This window comes from Comamonas resistens, assembly GCF_030064165.1.
Classification (GTDB): domain Bacteria; phylum Pseudomonadota; class Gammaproteobacteria; order Burkholderiales; family Burkholderiaceae_C; genus Comamonas; species Comamonas resistens.
Genome location: NZ_CP125947.1, coordinates 4,340,234 through 4,354,599 on the forward strand (window position 1 = coordinate 4,340,234; position 14,366 = coordinate 4,354,599).

At 61.8% G+C, this 14,366-nt stretch carries 13 protein-coding genes; 6 read left to right on the top strand and 7 right to left on the bottom strand.

Annotation, left to right across the window (positions count from 1 at the left end):
• Positions 1 to 222 precede the first annotated feature (222 nt).
• Positions 223 to 1,683 (bottom strand): metalloprotease TldD, encoded by a 1,461-nt coding sequence (gene tldD / locus QMY55_RS20210; protein ID WP_283485898.1) that lies wholly within the window; start codon positions 1,681 to 1,683, stop codon positions 223 to 225.
• Positions 1,684 to 2,137: 454 nt separating this feature from the next.
• Positions 2,138 to 3,319, bottom strand: coding sequence for a rod shape-determining protein RodA (gene rodA, locus QMY55_RS20215; RefSeq protein ID WP_283485899.1), 1,182 nt, complete (start codon positions 3,317 to 3,319; stop codon positions 2,138 to 2,140).
• 195 nt (positions 3,320 to 3,514) lie between these two features.
• Between rodA and QMY55_RS20220 the strand changes: the two genes are divergently transcribed.
• The 6 genes from QMY55_RS20220 (at position 3,515) to ruvC (ending at position 9,627) form a co-directional block, all read left to right on the top strand.
• Positions 3,515 to 4,099, top strand: coding sequence for a YqiA/YcfP family alpha/beta fold hydrolase (locus QMY55_RS20220; RefSeq protein WP_283485900.1), 585 nt, complete (start codon positions 3,515 to 3,517; stop codon positions 4,097 to 4,099).
• A gap of 57 nt (positions 4,100 to 4,156) precedes the next feature.
• Positions 4,157 to 6,229: a ribonuclease catalytic domain-containing protein gene (locus QMY55_RS20225; protein ID WP_283485901.1), complete on the top strand. Its 2,073-nt coding sequence runs from the start codon at positions 4,157 to 4,159 to the stop codon at positions 6,227 to 6,229.
• A 114-nt stretch (positions 6,230 to 6,343) separates the two neighbouring features.
• Positions 6,344 to 7,204, top strand: a complete 861-nt coding sequence (locus QMY55_RS20230) for an energy transducer TonB (RefSeq protein WP_283485902.1) — start codon at positions 6,344 to 6,346, stop codon at positions 7,202 to 7,204.
• A gap of 123 nt (positions 7,205 to 7,327) precedes the next feature.
• Complete coding sequence (aroE, locus tag QMY55_RS20235; RefSeq protein WP_283485903.1) at positions 7,328 to 8,212, top strand: shikimate dehydrogenase; 885 nt, start codon at positions 7,328 to 7,330, stop codon at positions 8,210 to 8,212.
• A 22-nt stretch (positions 8,213 to 8,234) separates the two neighbouring features.
• The gene (gene mtgA, locus QMY55_RS20240; RefSeq protein ID WP_283485904.1) at positions 8,235 to 8,963 is read left to right on the top strand and encodes a monofunctional biosynthetic peptidoglycan transglycosylase; all 729 of its coding nucleotides are present in this window, start codon (positions 8,235 to 8,237) and stop codon (positions 8,961 to 8,963) included.
• Positions 8,964 to 9,078: 115 nt separating this feature from the next.
• Complete coding sequence (ruvC, locus tag QMY55_RS20245; RefSeq protein ID WP_283485905.1) at positions 9,079 to 9,627, top strand: crossover junction endodeoxyribonuclease RuvC; 549 nt, start codon at positions 9,079 to 9,081, stop codon at positions 9,625 to 9,627.
• Between the two features lie 157 nt (positions 9,628 to 9,784).
• Here the strand turns inward: ruvC and QMY55_RS20250 are convergent, their stop codons facing one another.
• From QMY55_RS20250 to ftsA, 5 genes are all read right to left on the bottom strand, one after another.
• Positions 9,785 to 10,201: an RcnB family protein gene (locus tag QMY55_RS20250; protein ID WP_283485906.1), complete on the bottom strand. Its 417-nt coding sequence runs from the start codon at positions 10,199 to 10,201 to the stop codon at positions 9,785 to 9,787.
• Positions 10,202 to 10,403: 202 nt separating this feature from the next.
• Positions 10,404 to 10,580 carry a hypothetical protein gene (locus QMY55_RS20255; protein ID WP_283485907.1) on the bottom strand — a complete coding sequence of 59 codons (177 nt, stop codon included), beginning with the start codon at positions 10,578 to 10,580 and terminating at the stop codon, positions 10,404 to 10,406.
• A 10-nt stretch (positions 10,581 to 10,590) separates the two neighbouring features.
• The gene (gene lpxC / locus QMY55_RS20260; RefSeq protein WP_283485908.1) at positions 10,591 to 11,514 is read right to left on the bottom strand and encodes a UDP-3-O-acyl-N-acetylglucosamine deacetylase; all 924 of its coding nucleotides are present in this window, start codon (positions 11,512 to 11,514) and stop codon (positions 10,591 to 10,593) included.
• A gap of 253 nt (positions 11,515 to 11,767) precedes the next feature.
• Positions 11,768 to 12,961 (bottom strand): cell division protein FtsZ, encoded by a 1,194-nt coding sequence (ftsZ, locus tag QMY55_RS20265; RefSeq protein ID WP_283485909.1) that lies wholly within the window; start codon positions 12,959 to 12,961, stop codon positions 11,768 to 11,770.
• A gap of 146 nt (positions 12,962 to 13,107) precedes the next feature.
• Positions 13,108 to 14,337, bottom strand: a complete 1,230-nt coding sequence (gene ftsA, locus QMY55_RS20270) for a cell division protein FtsA (protein WP_283485910.1) — start codon at positions 14,335 to 14,337, stop codon at positions 13,108 to 13,110.
• Between the last annotated feature and the right edge of the window lie 29 nt (positions 14,338 to 14,366).

The window sequence follows — 14,366 nt, forward strand, 5'->3', positions numbered from 1 at the left end:
TTATGCAATTTTCCATCAAACCAACAATATTCACGCTCGAACCCCACAAAGCCCTCAAAAAACCCTGCGGGTAGGCGATCTACTGCAGTTTTCCGCAGACGTTTTGGCCGCAAACGGTGTTTAGCGAATGGTCCTTGCAGCACTTTGAAATGAAAAAACCCCGCTCTGCCATGCAAAGCGGGGTTTGGTGCTCACAGCGGGCAGACCCGCCTGAAACCTCTATCAGGCCGTTCCGCCGACGGTCAGGCCGTCAATGCGCAGCGTAGGCTGGCCCACGCCCACAGGCACGCTCTGGCCTTCCTTGCCGCAGGTGCCCACGCCCGAGTCCAGGCGCATGTCGTTGCCTATCATGCTGATGTGCTTGAGCGACTCCGGGCCGCTTCCGATGATGGTAGCGCCCTTGACGGGGTACTGGATCTGGCCGTTCTCCACCCAGTAGGCTTCGCTGGCGGAGAACACGAACTTGCCGCTGGTGATGTCCACCTGGCCGCCGCCGAAATTGGTGGCGTACAGGCCTTTCTTGATGGAGCCGATGATTTCCTGCGGGTCCTTGTCGCCACCCAGCATATAGGTGTTGGTCATGCGCGGCATGGGGATATGGGCATAGCTTTCGCGGCGGCCGTTGCCCGTGGGTTTGACGCCCATCAGGCGGGCATTCATCGAGTCCTGGATATAGCCTTTGAGGATACCGTCCTCGATCAGCACATTGCTCTGGCTGGCATGGCCTTCATCGTCCACATTGAGCGAGCCACGACGATCGGCAATCGTGCCGTCATCCAGCACCGTGACGCCCTTGGCCGCCACACGCTGACCGATGCGACCGCTGAAAGCGCTGGAGCCCTTGCGGTTGAAGTCGCCTTCCAGGCCATGCCCCACGGCCTCGTGGAACAGCACGCCGGGCCAGCCCGGGCCCAATACCACCGTCATCACACCGGCGGGGGCAGGTCGTGAATCCAGGTTCACCAGCGCTGCATGCACGGCTTCGTCTACATACTGGCTGATCTGCTCGTCGCTGAAATACGCCAGGCCGAAACGTCCGCCACCGCCCGAGGAACCCACCTCGCGGCGGCCCTTTTGCTCGGCGATCACGGTCACGGACAAACGCACCAACGGGCGCACGTCAGCGGCCAGCGTGCCGTCTGCACGCGCCACCAGCACTACATCGTATTCGCTGGCAAGACCTGCCATGACCTGCACCACGCGCGGATCCTTGGCGCGGGCCAGCTTTTCCACCTTGCCCAGCAGCTCGACCTTGGCCGTGCTGTCCAGAGTGCCGATGGGGTCCAGGCTTGGATACAGCGAGCGGCTTTGCGCAATCTTGGACGCACCGGCCTTGACGCGGCGGGCCTGAGACGCGGCAGAGATGGAGCGCACGGTACGCGCTGCATCCAGCAACGAGGCCTCGGAAATATCGTCGGAATAGGCAAAAGCCGTCTTCTCGCCGCTCACGGCGCGCACGCCCACACCTTGATCGATGGAGAAGGAACCGGTCTTGACAATGCCCTCTTCGAGGCTCCAGCCTTCAGCGCGCGTGTACTGGAAGTACAGGTCGGCATCATCCACCTGGTGCGAGCGGATTTCAGCCAATGCACGGGAGAGATGGGTCTCGTCCAGGCCAAAGGGCTCAAGCAACAGTTGACGGGCCGTGGCCAGACGTTCGATGGGGGGTTCGCGGGAGATCATGGATGCATTGTAGGCAGGCTTGCATGTCCTCGCGGCTGGCAGGCCGCAGACCGCGCCACCCGGTTTACGCAAACAGACCCAGGCAAGCGCTTTGCCTCAACGAAACCGTCTTGCACCCCTCTTGTCAAGCCCCAAAAAGAAAGAGCGGAATGCCACCCCACCAGGCTGGACAACATTCCGCTCCATTCAATCGCTTCACTGACTCAGTTTCTGCACCACCCGCTATGCAGCGCAGAAACCGCCTTGGGCCTTGCCGCTCCCTCTTAATCGGTCTTATGGCCCTCCCAAAGTCGTTTGTAAACGCTGTTTACAGCACAGGCAATAGGCTAAAAAGAGTACTGACAATTTTCAACGATCACGCCAGGCACTGATACAAAGAGAAATCGTCATCAAACGCTTATGTATCAAGCGCTTGCAGCTTCTTTATCAAGAGCATCACATATTCTACGGGTCTTCACCCATGGGGTATGTGCCCATCCCCACCCGGCAGCTGCCGCTGTGCCCGGGCAACCGACATCAGCACGCCCAGCGACAGCCCCAGCGTCACCATGGCCGTGCCGCCATAGCTGATGAAAGGCAGGGGCACACCCACCACGGGCAGGATGCCGCTGACCATCCCCATGTTCACAAAGGCATAGGTAAAGAAGATCATGGAAACGGCCGCCGCCATCAGGCGCCCAAACAGCGAGTTGGCGCTCATTGCGATGGCTAGACCACGCCAGACCAGAAACAGAAAGCAAACGATGATGAAGAGATTGCCCACCAGGCCAAATTCCTCGGAATAGGCGGCAAAGATGAAGTCGGTGGTGCGCTCTGGAATGAATTCCAGGTGGGTTTGCGTGCCGGCCATGAAACCCTTGCCCCAGACGCCCCCCGAACCGATGGCAATCATGCCCTGGATGATGTGAAAGCCCTTGCCCAGCGGGTCACGCGTGGGATCCAGCAGCGTACAGACCCGGGTGCGCTGGTAATCGTGCAGAAAGTACCAGCTCACGCCGTCGGCGCAGAGCTGAGGCTCATACCAGATCACCAGAAAGATACCGACCACGCCCAGAACCACGGGCGGCACGATCAGCTTCCAGGGCAGACCGGCAAAGAAGATGACGGACAGGCCCGCGGCCATCACCAGCAAAGAGGTTCCCAGGTCAGGCTGCTTCATGATCAGCCCCACGGGCACCATCAGCAGCACAAAGGCGATGGCAAAGTCCGAAGCGCGCAGATTGCCTTCACGGCGCTGGAACCACCAGGCCAGCATCAGCGGTGTGGCGATCTTGAGCAGCTCGGAAGGCTGAATTACCACCCCCACGTTGACCCAGCGCGTTGCCCCCTTCTTGGTGATACCGAACAAGGCGACAGCAACCAGCAAGGCCACCCCCAGGGTATAGAGCGGCACCGCCACCTTCATCAGTTGCTGGGGATGGATTTGCGCAATCACGAACAGCAGCCCGGCCGCAATCAACATATTGCGCCCATGGTCCGTGAAACGTGTTCCATGGTCGAAGCCCGATGAATACATGGCCAGCAGCCCCGCGCTGGCCAGCAGCAGGACAAACAGGAGCAGCAAAAAATCAAAGCCGCGAAACAGCGGAACAATGCGCTGCAACAGCGAGGGTTTGTCGAATTCGGTGGCGGACATGGGCGGCAATTATCGTGGGAGCCAGTCGCCGTGTGCATTGCAGGGTTGCAGCTTTGCTGACAGTGCAAGGCGCTTGCACCCTGAGCAGTTCTTGATAAGTCTTCTACGCTGATAGGCTCAGAGCTGTCGGCCGCACAATGAGGCGCAGACATTGCCTGTTGACCCAATGATTGCTAACCAGAGGAGATTGCCGCCATGACAACCACCCACCTGCTGTATCTGCACGGCTTTCGCTCCTCTCCCCAGTCCAACAAGGCACGCATCCTGGCCGACCATATTGCGACCAAACATTCGAAGGTCCGCTGGTGGTGCCCGCAATTGCCGCCCTCCCCGCGTGAGGCCACGGCCCTGATTGCCGAAGGCATTGCCAACTGGCCCCGCCAGAATATGGCCGTGGTCGGCTCTTCGCTGGGTGGCTATTACGCGAGCTGGGTGGCCCAGCTGGCACGCTGCAAGAGCGTGATGATCAACCCCGCCGTGAACCCGGCCCGCGATCTTGAGCACCATATCGGCGAGCAAAGCAACTGGCATGACCCGGAAGATGTTTTCTATTTCCGTCCCGAATACATTGAGGAATTGCGCCAGCTTGATACCCGCGACCTCACGGCCGCCGCGCCCGAGATGGTGCTGATCGCCCAGGGCGACGAGGTTCTGGACTGGCTAGAGATGAGTGAGCGCTACCCACACGCGCTGCAACTGGTGCAGGAAGGCGGCGACCATGCGCTGTCGAATTTCCCCGAATATCTGGAGCGCATCGACGAGTTTCTGGCCTTGGCTTGAGCTGCGCCATGAACTCTGTCAGCGGCAGATTGCCCGCTCGTGGGAAAATGCGCGGTTATGCACGCACTGTTTGAAGAAGCCGGCAAATTTCTGGCCGGACGCATCCTCTCCGAAGCCGAATCCTCTGCCCAGGTCGAACTGGACTCGGGCAAGCGGGTCAAGGTCAAGGCCGCCAATATTCTGCTCAAGTTCGAGAAGCCGGCCCCTGCCGAGCTGATGGCCCAGGGCCAGGCCCAGGCCGCCGAGATCGATCTGGACCTGGCCTGGGAATTCGCGCCCGAGGAAGAGTTCGGCTTTGCCGACCTGGCGCGTGACTATTTCTCCGAATCCGCGACGCTGGCCCAGCAGGCCGGTGCGCTGTTCCGTCTCTACGACGCACCCCATTATTTCCGCCGTGCGGGCAAGGGGCGCTTCAAGAAGGCACCGGCCGAAATCCTGCAGCAGGCACTGGCCGCCATCGAGAAGAAAAAGCTGATTCAGGCCCAGATCGACGGCTGGGCCGAGGAGCTGGGGCGCGGCGAATGCCCACAGGCCATTCGCGAGCAGCTCTACAAGATTCTGTTCAAGCCCGACAAGAACGCGCCTGAATACAAGGCCGTGGTCGAGGCCAGCCGCGCCACCAAGCTGGCCCCGCTGGAGCTGCTGCACCGCGCCGGCGCCATCGACTCGTCCTACCAGTTCCACTGGAAGCGCTTTCTGTTCGACAACTTCCCCAAGGGCACGGGCTTCCCCGCCGTGCAGGCTCCCCAGCCTCCGGCCGATCTGCCTGTGGCCGATGTAAAGGCCTTTTCCATCGACGACTCGGCCACCACCGAAATCGACGATGCGCTGTCCGTTACCGGCCTGGGCACGGGCACCGTCACCGTGGGCATTCACATTGCCGCTCCCGGTCTGGCCATCACGCCCGGCGGCGAACTCGACAAGCTGGGCCGCGCCCGCCTGTCCACCGTCTACATGCCCGGCTACAAGATCACCATGCTGCCCGACGACGTGGTGCATATCTATACGCTGGACGAGGGCCGCTCCAACCCTGCCGTGTCGCTATACGTGCAGATCAACGAGGAAACGCTGGAGACCATCTCCAGCGAAACCCGTCTCGAGCGCGTACCCGTGGAAGTCAACTTCCGCTATGACAAGCTCGACCACATCGTCACCGAGCAATGGCTGAGCGACTCCTCAATCGAGGTTGAAAACACGCCTGACTCCTTGCTGGGCAAGCGCAAGGAGCTCACCTTTTTGCAGCGCTGGTCCAAGTTCCTCAAGGCCAATCGCGAAGTGGTGCGCGGCAAGCCCGAGAACTTCAACCGCCCGGACTACAACTTCCGCCTCGTCGGCAACGACGGCGCCGAGCCCAATGGCAGCGAGCAGGTGCAGATCACCGTGCGCAAGCGCGGCGCGCCGCTGGACCTGATCGTGGCCGAGGCCGCAATCGTGGCCAACAGCACCTGGGGCCTGATGCTGGCCGAGCACGGCGTGCCCGGTATCTACCGCAGCCAGGCCAGCCTGGCCCCCGGCGTCAAGGTGCGCATGAGCACCAAGGCCCTGCCCCATGCCGGCATCGGCGTGAAGGCCTATTCCTGGGCCACCTCCCCGCTGCGCCGCTATGTGGACCTGGTCAATCAGTGGCAGATCATTGCCTGTGCCCGCCACGGCAAGACAGCGGCCCTGGCCGCCCCGTTCAAGCCCAAGGATGCCGAGCTGTTCGGCATCATCAGCAGCTTTGACGGCGCCTACAGCGCCTACAACGGCTATCAGGCAGGCATGGAGCGTTTCTGGACGCTCAAGTACCTGGAGCAGAACGGCATCACCGAGCTGACGGCCAGCGTCTTCAAGGAAGGCCCTAACGGCTCCTTCCTGGTGCGCGCCGACCATCTGCCGCTGGTGCTGCCCGTACTGGGTGCGCAGAATCTGCCGCGCGGCGCCCATGTGCGCGTCAAGCTTGGCGAGATCGACGAAATCTCGCTGGACATCTCGGGCACGCTGATCGAGCGTCTGGATACCGAAGCCGAGGCTCAGGTCGAAGGCGATGACAGCGGTGATGACGATGATGATGCCGTCGCCGGCCCCATCTCCATTGCCGTGGACATGAACGATGCCGAGACACCCGGTACCGACTCAACGCAGTCCTGATTCCCCCAGGACTTACGCAAACAAGGATGCGCCAAGGACTGCGGCCCAGAGGCGAAGCTCTTGCCTGAACCTGATTTGCGTAAGTCGTATCACTTATTCCGTTCTAGCGCTGCCGTGAAACTGCCAACCTCACTTCAACGACTGAGCACCCTGCAACTGGCGCTGGGCGTCTCCATCGCCGTCCATGCCGTGCTGCTGACCGTCAAGTTCGTGGACCCGGAGCGCTTTGAGCGCGTGTTTCAGGACACGCCGCTGGAAGTCATCCTCGTCAACGCCCGCGCCAATGAGACGCCGGACAAGGCCCAGGCCATTGCCCAGACGGCACTGGCTGGCGGTGGAGATGCCGACAAGGGCCGGGCCACCAGCCCCATGCCCTACTCGGCCCTGACGGCCGTGGGCGATGACTTTGAGGAAAAGCAGCGCCAGATCGACGCCATGCAGCAGCAGCAAAACCAGTTGCTGACCCAGCTGCGCCAGCAGGTCGCCTCGCTGCCGCCGCTGGACCCACGCCTGTCCGCCGATGCCAAGGCCCAGGAAGCGCAGGAAGAAAAGCGGCTACAGCTCATCAAGATGCTGGCCGAAATCGAAAAGCGCATCAACGAAGAAAACGCCAGACCCAAGAAGCGCTACATCAGCCCCGCCACCAAGGAGGCCGTCTACGCCGTCTACTACGATGCGCTGCGCCGCAAGGTCGAGGACAAGGGCACGGAGAACTTCCCCGAAAACAAGGGCAAGAAGCTCTATGGCGAACTGGTCATGATCCTGACCGTGAACCATGACGGTCATGTGCTCTCTACCGAGGTGGTGCAAGGCTCGGGCAACCGCATGCTCGATACCCGCGCCGAGGCCATCGCCCGCGCCGCCGGTCCCTATGGCCACTTCGGCCCGGCCATGCGTTCCAAGGCCGACCAGATTGCGGTGGTTTCGCGCTTCCGCTTCACCCGCGAGCAGACGCTGGAAACCAGCGTGCATTAGGGCCCAACGCTTGTCACAACCTGCACAGCGCTGCCCCTCAACCGGGCGCCCACCACGGTGGTCCACCCCGGCTGCACCGCTTGGGGCGGCCTGGCGGCAATCCTCCCATCTACCGCTTTTGCCATGACTACGACCCACTCCGGACAACCCGGCACCGACCCATACTGCGTCATGGGCAACCCCGTTGCCCATAGCCGCTCCCCCTGGATTCATGCGCGCTTTGCCGAACTGACGGGCCAGCCCGTTCGCTACGACCGGGCTCTGGTTCCGCTTGACGGTTTTGCCGACTTCGTGCGCGACTTCGCGGAGCAAGGTGGCAAGGGTTGCAATGTGACCGTGCCCTTCAAGTTGCAGGCCGCCGAACTGGCCACCAGCGCCAGCGAGCGCGTGCGCCTGGCCGGTGCAGCCAATACCCTGGTCTTCAGCGCCAGCGGCATCCATGCCGAAAACACCGATGGTCTGGGCATCGTGGCCGACATCACCCGCAACGCCGGCGTGCAGATTGCCGGCCGCGATGTGCTGCTGCTGGGTGCAGGCGGCGCAGCTGCCGGCGCACTGGGTTCGCTGATCGAGCAGCAACCGCGCCGCATCGTCGTCAGCAACCGCACACAGGCCAAGGCCGTGGCGCTGATCGCGCAGCATGCCGCCATGGCTTCGCTACACAAAGTAGAGCTATCTGCGCTTGACAGACAAGCGCTAGAGGCCGATCCGACTCAGAATTTCGACATCGTCATCAATGCCACGGCCAGCAGCCTGGCCGGAGCCGAAGTGCCGGCGCCTGCCAGCGTGCTGCATGCACGTACTCTGGCCTACGACATGATGTACGGCCCCGCCGCCCAGAATTTTCTGGACTGGGCCAGCAGCCATGGCGCTCTCGCCCGCGACGGCCTGGGCATGCTGGTCGAACAGGCCGCAGAATCCTTTGCGCTGTGGCGTGGCGTGCGCCCTCCATCGATCCAGGTGCTGAGCGAACTGCGGGCCCTGCTTCAGGCCGAAGCCGCCCGCTGACCCACTGCGATTGACCCACACCATGAAAGCCCTGGGCCGACTGCTGCTGCTCGTGCTTTGCGCTGGCTTGCTGCTGCAGCTGTTTTTTGTAGCACGCATCGCAATCATGGTATGGGTTGGCCCTGAATCGACCACATATCAACGCTCTGAAGCCTGGCAGCTGACCCACAGTGCGGACGGCCTGCGCTGGCGCCAGCAGTGGGTGGATTACCAAAACATCTCCGGCAATCTGACGCGGGCAGTGATCGCCTCCGAAGACGCGGGCTTCATGGAGCACCATGGCGTGCAATGGGATGCCATCCAGAAGGCCTATCAACGCAATATCAAGGCCGAAGCCAGGGCGGAGCAAGCCGAAAAAGCGGGAAATAGCGGCAAGCCCGCCAAGGTCTATGGCGGCTCCACCATCACCCAGCAGCTGGCCAAGAATCTGCTGCTCTCGGGCGAGCGCAATATGCTGCGAAAAGGCCAGGAGCTGGTGCTGGCCCAGTTGCTGGAGCTGATGCTGGACAAGCAACGCATTCTGGAGATCTACCTGAACAACGTCGAATGGGGCATGGGCATATTTGGCGCCGAGGCCGCCGCCCAGCATTACTTCCGCAAGAGTGCAGCACAGCTCAGCGCCAGTGAAGCCGCCCGGCTGGCAGCCATGCTGCCCGCCCCCAAGCGCTTTGAAAAAATGCCTCAGTCGCGCTATTTGGCCGTGCGCACGCGCACCATCACACGCTACATCCCGATGATTAGTCCCCCCTGAGGCGCTTTGCCTGGGCGGCCCCGCCGCGAGGCGGCTCTTGCTCGGCGTCCCTAAGCATGGACCATGCTCACTTCCGGCCATGGCATCCCTGCATAGGCGTGGATAATCCACAGCCATGCGCATTCTAGGAATCGACCCCGGCCTGCAGACCACGGGCTTTGGCGTCATCGACATGGACGGTCAACGGCTGTCCTATGTGGCCAGCGGCACCATCCGCACCCACAAGATGGAGCTGGGCGACCTGCCCGGTCGCCTCAAGGTGCTGTTTGACGGCATCTCCGAAGTCGCGGCCCGCTACCAGCCCGAGGTGGCATCGGTGGAGATCGTCTTTGTCAACGTCAACCCCCAGTCCACCCTGCTGCTGGGGCAGGCCCGGGGTGCGGCACTGACGGCCCTGGTCAATGCCAATCTCACGGTTTCCGAGTACACCGCGCTGCAGATGAAAAAAGCCGTGGTCGGCCATGGCCGCGCGGCCAAGAACCAGATCCAGGAAATGGTCAAACGTCTGCTGCAACTGCCCGGCCTGCCCGGCCCCGATGCAGCCGACGCGCTGGGGCTGGCCATTACTCATGCGCATGCCTCTGCCGCCATGAATCTGATGGCCAAGTCCACGGATCTGCACCGCAAGCAGCACGCCATGTATCGGGGCGGAAGAGTGTATTGAATCCCCCTGAGCCGCTTTGCGGCTTCCCCCAAAGGGGGACGGCAGCTTCGCCGCAGGGCGGCCTTTGCTTGCTGCCCCTGAGTTGGAGCTGAGCCTGCGCCCTGTGCAAAAAGCCGTGGCATGCCACGGCTTTTGTCTGGGTCACATGCTGACCGCCTTAATAGTTGCCCAGCACCAAGGAAGCAATCACGCCCGTGGCGATGGCCACCAGCAGGTAGTCATTGCCGTTCTGAATCCAGTGATAGCCACGTGGCGGGGCCGACAGGCGGTGTCCGCGCCAGTCGTTGACCACATAGTTATAGCCTCGGTACTGCGGCGGCACACGCGAGCCACGCACCCAGTTGTGATTGGGGCCGGCGCCGCGGTGGCCATCATGGCGGTCGTAGCGGGAATCATGACGGCGATCATTGCGATGATCATTACGACCACGGTCATCATGATGACCACCATGGCGCATATCGTTCTTGCCATGGCCCGGAGGCGGGCCTGGCTGGGCATAGGCGGCCAGGCTGCCCAGCCCCATGCAGGCTGCAATGGAAGCGGAAAGAATGCGGGTTGTCCAGCGAGATGTCATGGGATGTCCTCCTTTTCAATCCTGGCAGGCGAAAAACTTGCCATGGACTGCATGTTCACCCAGATACAGCCTGAGGCAATGCAGGACAGCTCTGCTTTACCCCTGTTTTTCCCGCGCTTTACAAAGCAGAGACACGCTTACATTTTCGTGAAAATTCATAGCATTCAGCGCTTGCTCTGCAAGCGAAAGCGCCACTGTCTATTCAGATGATGCGCCCGACAAACATCACGGCAAAAAAGGCCAGACCTGCAATCACCGTCCACTTGAACAGCAGAAAGCCAAAGCGTTTGTATTGCGCCTTGCCAGTTCCCAGATAGAAGGCAAAGCTCAGGGCAGACGCCAGGATCAGCAGGGTCGCCAGCCAGCGAAAGATCAGCATATCGCCCTGCTCACCATGCCTGCGCGGGCATGGCAAAACCCTGGGGCGCCTGACGCTCGCTCTCGAAGGTCATGATCTCCCAGGTCTCGGGCTGCTCCATCATGGCGCGCAGCAGCTTGTTGTTGAGGCCGTGGCCCGAGCGAAACGCGCTGTAGGCACCGAGAATGGGCTTGCCGATCAGGTACAGGTCACCGATCGCATCGAGGATCTTGTGCTTGGCAAACTCGTCGTCATAACGCAGACCGTCGCTGTTGAGGACCTTGTAGTCGTCCATGACGATGGCGTTGTCCAGCCCGCCGCCCAGCGCCAGGCCATTGTTGCGCAGCATCTCCACATCCTTGGTAAAGCCAAAGGTGCGGGCGCGTGCAATATCGCGTGTGTAGTTGTCCAGCCCCATGTCGAACTCCACGCATTGGCCAGTCGAATCCACGGCGGGGTGAGCGAAGTCGATTTCAAAGCGCAGCTTGAAACCGTGATAGGGATCGAAGCGCGCCCATTTGAGATTCTGGCCCTCGCCTTCGCGCACTTCCACAGGGCTCTTGATACGGATAAAGCGCTTGGGCGCCTTCTGCAGCTCGATGCCGGCGCTTTGCAGCAGAAACACGAACGAGGACGAGGAGCCATCGAGAATCGGCACCTCTTCGGCCGTGATGTCCACGTAGAGGTTGTCTATACCCAGGCCCGCAATGGCCGACATCAGATGCTCGACCGTATGCACCTTGGCACCGCCCGTGCCTATGGTGGACGCCATGCGCGTATCGGTCACGGCCTCGGCGGAGATGGGAATATCCACAGGCTCAGGCAAATCCACCCGACGGAACACGATGCCGGTATCAGGCTGGGCAGGACGCAACGTCAGCTCGACACGCTGGCCGCTGTGCAGACCCACGCCTACGGCACGGGAAATGGTCTTGATGGTGCGTTGCTGAAGCATCTCTGTATTTTAAATGGGACAACCCCGAGAAGGCGCCAGCCCACCCAGGGTTGTCTTAATCGCTGCGATACAGCGAACTGATGAAGGCCTCAGTACTTAACGCACCAGAGGGCTTTGCGGCTGACCGCTTCGATACTGGCGCCCCCAATACCAGGGATGCCGAGCAAGAGCCGCCCTCGCAGCGAAGGCATCGTCCCCCTCCCGCGAAGCGAGAGAGGGGAAGGCGCAAAGCGCCTCAGGGGGTGGCCGACAATCAGTCGGCTTGTTTTCTCAGGAACGCCGGGATCTCCACGTCGTCCATACCGCCAGACGCCAGTGCGCTCACGCGCTCCGAAGCCTGGGTGCGGTTGGTGCGCCAGACGCTGGGCACATTGGTGTTGGCCGTGCCGTAGTCCATGCCGCCCAGGGGAGGCAGGCCCACAGCCACGTTGTCGGTACCGGTACGCAGACCGCCTTGCACCACCTGGATGTTCTGGCGACGAGCGTTGGGACGCGACAGGCCTGTAGCCACCACGGTCACGCGGATTTCATCACCCAGCGAGTCGTCGTAGGCGGCGCCGTAGATCACATGCGCATCGGGCGAAGCGTAGGCATTGATGGTGGACATGGCCAGACGCGATTCGGACAGCTTCAGGCTGCCCTTGGCGGCCGTCACCAGCACCAGAACGCCCTTGGCGCCGGACAGGTCGATGCCTTCCAGCAGCGGGCAGGCCACGGCCTGCTCGGCAGCGATGCGAGCGCGGTCGGGACCTGCGGCCTTGGCCGTGCCCATCATGGCCTTGCCGGGCTCGCCCATCACGGTGCGCACGTCTTCAAAGTCGACGTTCACATGGCCGTACTCGTTGATGATTTCGGCAATGCCGCCCACGGCGTTCTTGAGAACGTCGTTGGCATGGGCAAAAGCCTCATCCTGGGAGATATCGTCACCCAGCACATCGAGCAGCTTTTCGTTGAGCACCACGATCAGCGAGTCCACATTCGCTTCCAGCTCGGACAGGCCGGCGTCAGCGTTCTGCATGCGGCGACCGCCTTCCCATTCGAAAGGCTTGGTCACCACACCCACCGTCAGAATGCCCATTTCCTTGGCCACGCGCGCGATCACAGGAGATGCGCCCGTACCTGTGCCACCACCCATGCCGGCCGTAATAAAGAGCATGTGCGCGCCTTCGATGGCAGCGCGAATGTCTTCCACAGCCAGCTCAGCAGCTTCGCGACCCTTGTCAGGCTTGCTGCCTGCACCCAGACCACTGCCACCCAGATGAATGGTGCGATGAGCACGGCTGCGCAGCAGAGCCTGCGCGTCCGTGTTGGCGGTGATGAACTCAACGCCTTGCACGCTGCGTTCAATCATGTGGTCGACGGCATTGCCGCCGCCACCGCCGACGCCGATCACCTTGATCTGCGTACCTTGGTTGAACTCTTCAACTTCAATCATGTCAATTGGCATGGTGGTGCTCCTGTTCTTTAGTGGTGGTTAGTCGCTGCTGAGGAAAAGAAATCTGTGATTCGTGGGGCGGTCTAGGTCTTCGGCGTCTGAAACGCACGAAGTCCATCATGGGTGGACCGGTAATGAACATGCGATAGGTGCTCATGTCAGAAGTTCCCCACGATAAAGTCCTTGAACCGGCCAAAAGCGGTTTTCATGGAGCCGCTCTTCTGGGCCACTTTGTAGCCACGCATGCGTGCCAGGCGCGCTTCATCGAGCAGGCCCATCACGGTGGCGGCACGAGGCTGGGCGACCATGTCGGCCAGCGCACCCGAATACTTGGGCAAGCCACGGCGCACGGGCTTGAGGAAGATGTCTTCGCCCAGCTCGATCATTCCGGGCATGACGGCGCTGCCGCCCGTGAGCACGATGCCCGAGGACAGCACCTCTTCGTAACCCGACTCGCGGATCACCTGCTGCACCAGCGAGAAGATTTCCTCGACTCGGGGTTCGATCACGCCGGCCAGGGCCTGCTTGCTGATCATGCGGGGGCTGCGATCGCCCAGGCCCGGTACCTCGACCTGGGCATCGGGGTCGGCCAGCAACTGCTTGGCATAACCGCTTTCGACCTTGATGTCCTCGGCGTCCTTGGTGGGCGTGCGCAGGGCCATGGCGATGTCGCTGGTGATCAGGTCACCGGCGATCGGAATCACGGCCGTGTGACGAATCGCGCCGCCCGTGAAGATGGCCACGTCGGTCGCGCCCGCGCCGATATCGACCACGGCCACGCCAAGCTCGCGCTCGTCATCGGTCAGCACGGCCTGGGCTGCAGCCAGCGGGTTCAGCAGCAGCTGCTCCACTTCCAGACCGCAGCGGCGCACGCACTTGATGATGTTCTCGGCCGCGCTCTGCGCACCGGTCACGATATGGATCTTGGCTTCTAGGCGGATGCCGCTCATGCCGATGGGCTCGCGCACCTCCTGGCCGTCGATCACGAATTCCTGAGCTTCCACCAGCAGCAGGCGCTGATCGGAGGAGATATTGATGGCCTTGGCGGTCTCCATCACACGCGCCATGTCGGTGGCCGAGACTTCCTTGTCCTTGATGGCCACCATGCCGCTGGAGTTGAGACCGCGGATATGGCTGCCCGTGATGCCCGTGCAGACGCGCTGGATCTTGCAGTCGGCCATCAGCTCGGCCTCCTTCAAGGCCTGCTGGATGCTTTGCACCGTGGCATCGATATTGACGACCACGCCGCGCTTCAAGCCGTTGCTGGGCGCAACGCCCAGGCCCGCCAGCTTGAGTTCGCCGTTGGACATGACCTCGGCCACCACCGCCATGACCTTGGCCGTGCCGATATCCAGCCCAACAATCACATCCTTGTATTCTCTTGCCATATCAGCATCCGCCCCCGGTAGGTTCTGTC

What these genes read in the sequence shown, in the direction of transcription:
- tldD (WP_283485898.1), bottom strand. Translation starts at nt 1,683, where the DNA reads ATGATCTCCCGCGAACCCCCCATCGAACGTCTGGCCACGGCCCGTCAA.
- rodA (WP_283485899.1), bottom strand. Translation starts at nt 3,319, where the DNA reads ATGTCCGCCACCGAATTCGACAAACCCTCGCTGTTGCAGCGCATTGTT.
- QMY55_RS20220 (WP_283485900.1), top strand. Translation starts at nt 3,515, where the DNA reads ATGACAACCACCCACCTGCTGTATCTGCACGGCTTTCGCTCCTCTCCC.
- QMY55_RS20225 (WP_283485901.1), top strand. Translation starts at nt 4,157, where the DNA reads ATGCACGCACTGTTTGAAGAAGCCGGCAAATTTCTGGCCGGACGCATC.
- aroE (WP_283485903.1), top strand. Translation starts at nt 7,328, where the DNA reads ATGACTACGACCCACTCCGGACAACCCGGCACCGACCCATACTGCGTC.
- mtgA (WP_283485904.1), top strand. Translation starts at nt 8,235, where the DNA reads ATGAAAGCCCTGGGCCGACTGCTGCTGCTCGTGCTTTGCGCTGGCTTG.
- ruvC (WP_283485905.1), top strand. Translation starts at nt 9,079, where the DNA reads ATGCGCATTCTAGGAATCGACCCCGGCCTGCAGACCACGGGCTTTGGC.
- QMY55_RS20250 (WP_283485906.1), bottom strand. Translation starts at nt 10,201, where the DNA reads ATGACATCTCGCTGGACAACCCGCATTCTTTCCGCTTCCATTGCAGCC.
- QMY55_RS20255 (WP_283485907.1), bottom strand. Translation starts at nt 10,580, where the DNA reads ATGCTGATCTTTCGCTGGCTGGCGACCCTGCTGATCCTGGCGTCTGCC.
- lpxC (WP_283485908.1), bottom strand. Translation starts at nt 11,514, where the DNA reads ATGCTTCAGCAACGCACCATCAAGACCATTTCCCGTGCCGTAGGCGTG.
- ftsZ (WP_283485909.1), bottom strand. Translation starts at nt 12,961, where the DNA reads ATGCCAATTGACATGATTGAAGTTGAAGAGTTCAACCAAGGTACGCAG.
- ftsA (WP_283485910.1), bottom strand. Translation starts at nt 14,337, where the DNA reads ATGGCAAGAGAATACAAGGATGTGATTGTTGGGCTGGATATCGGCACG.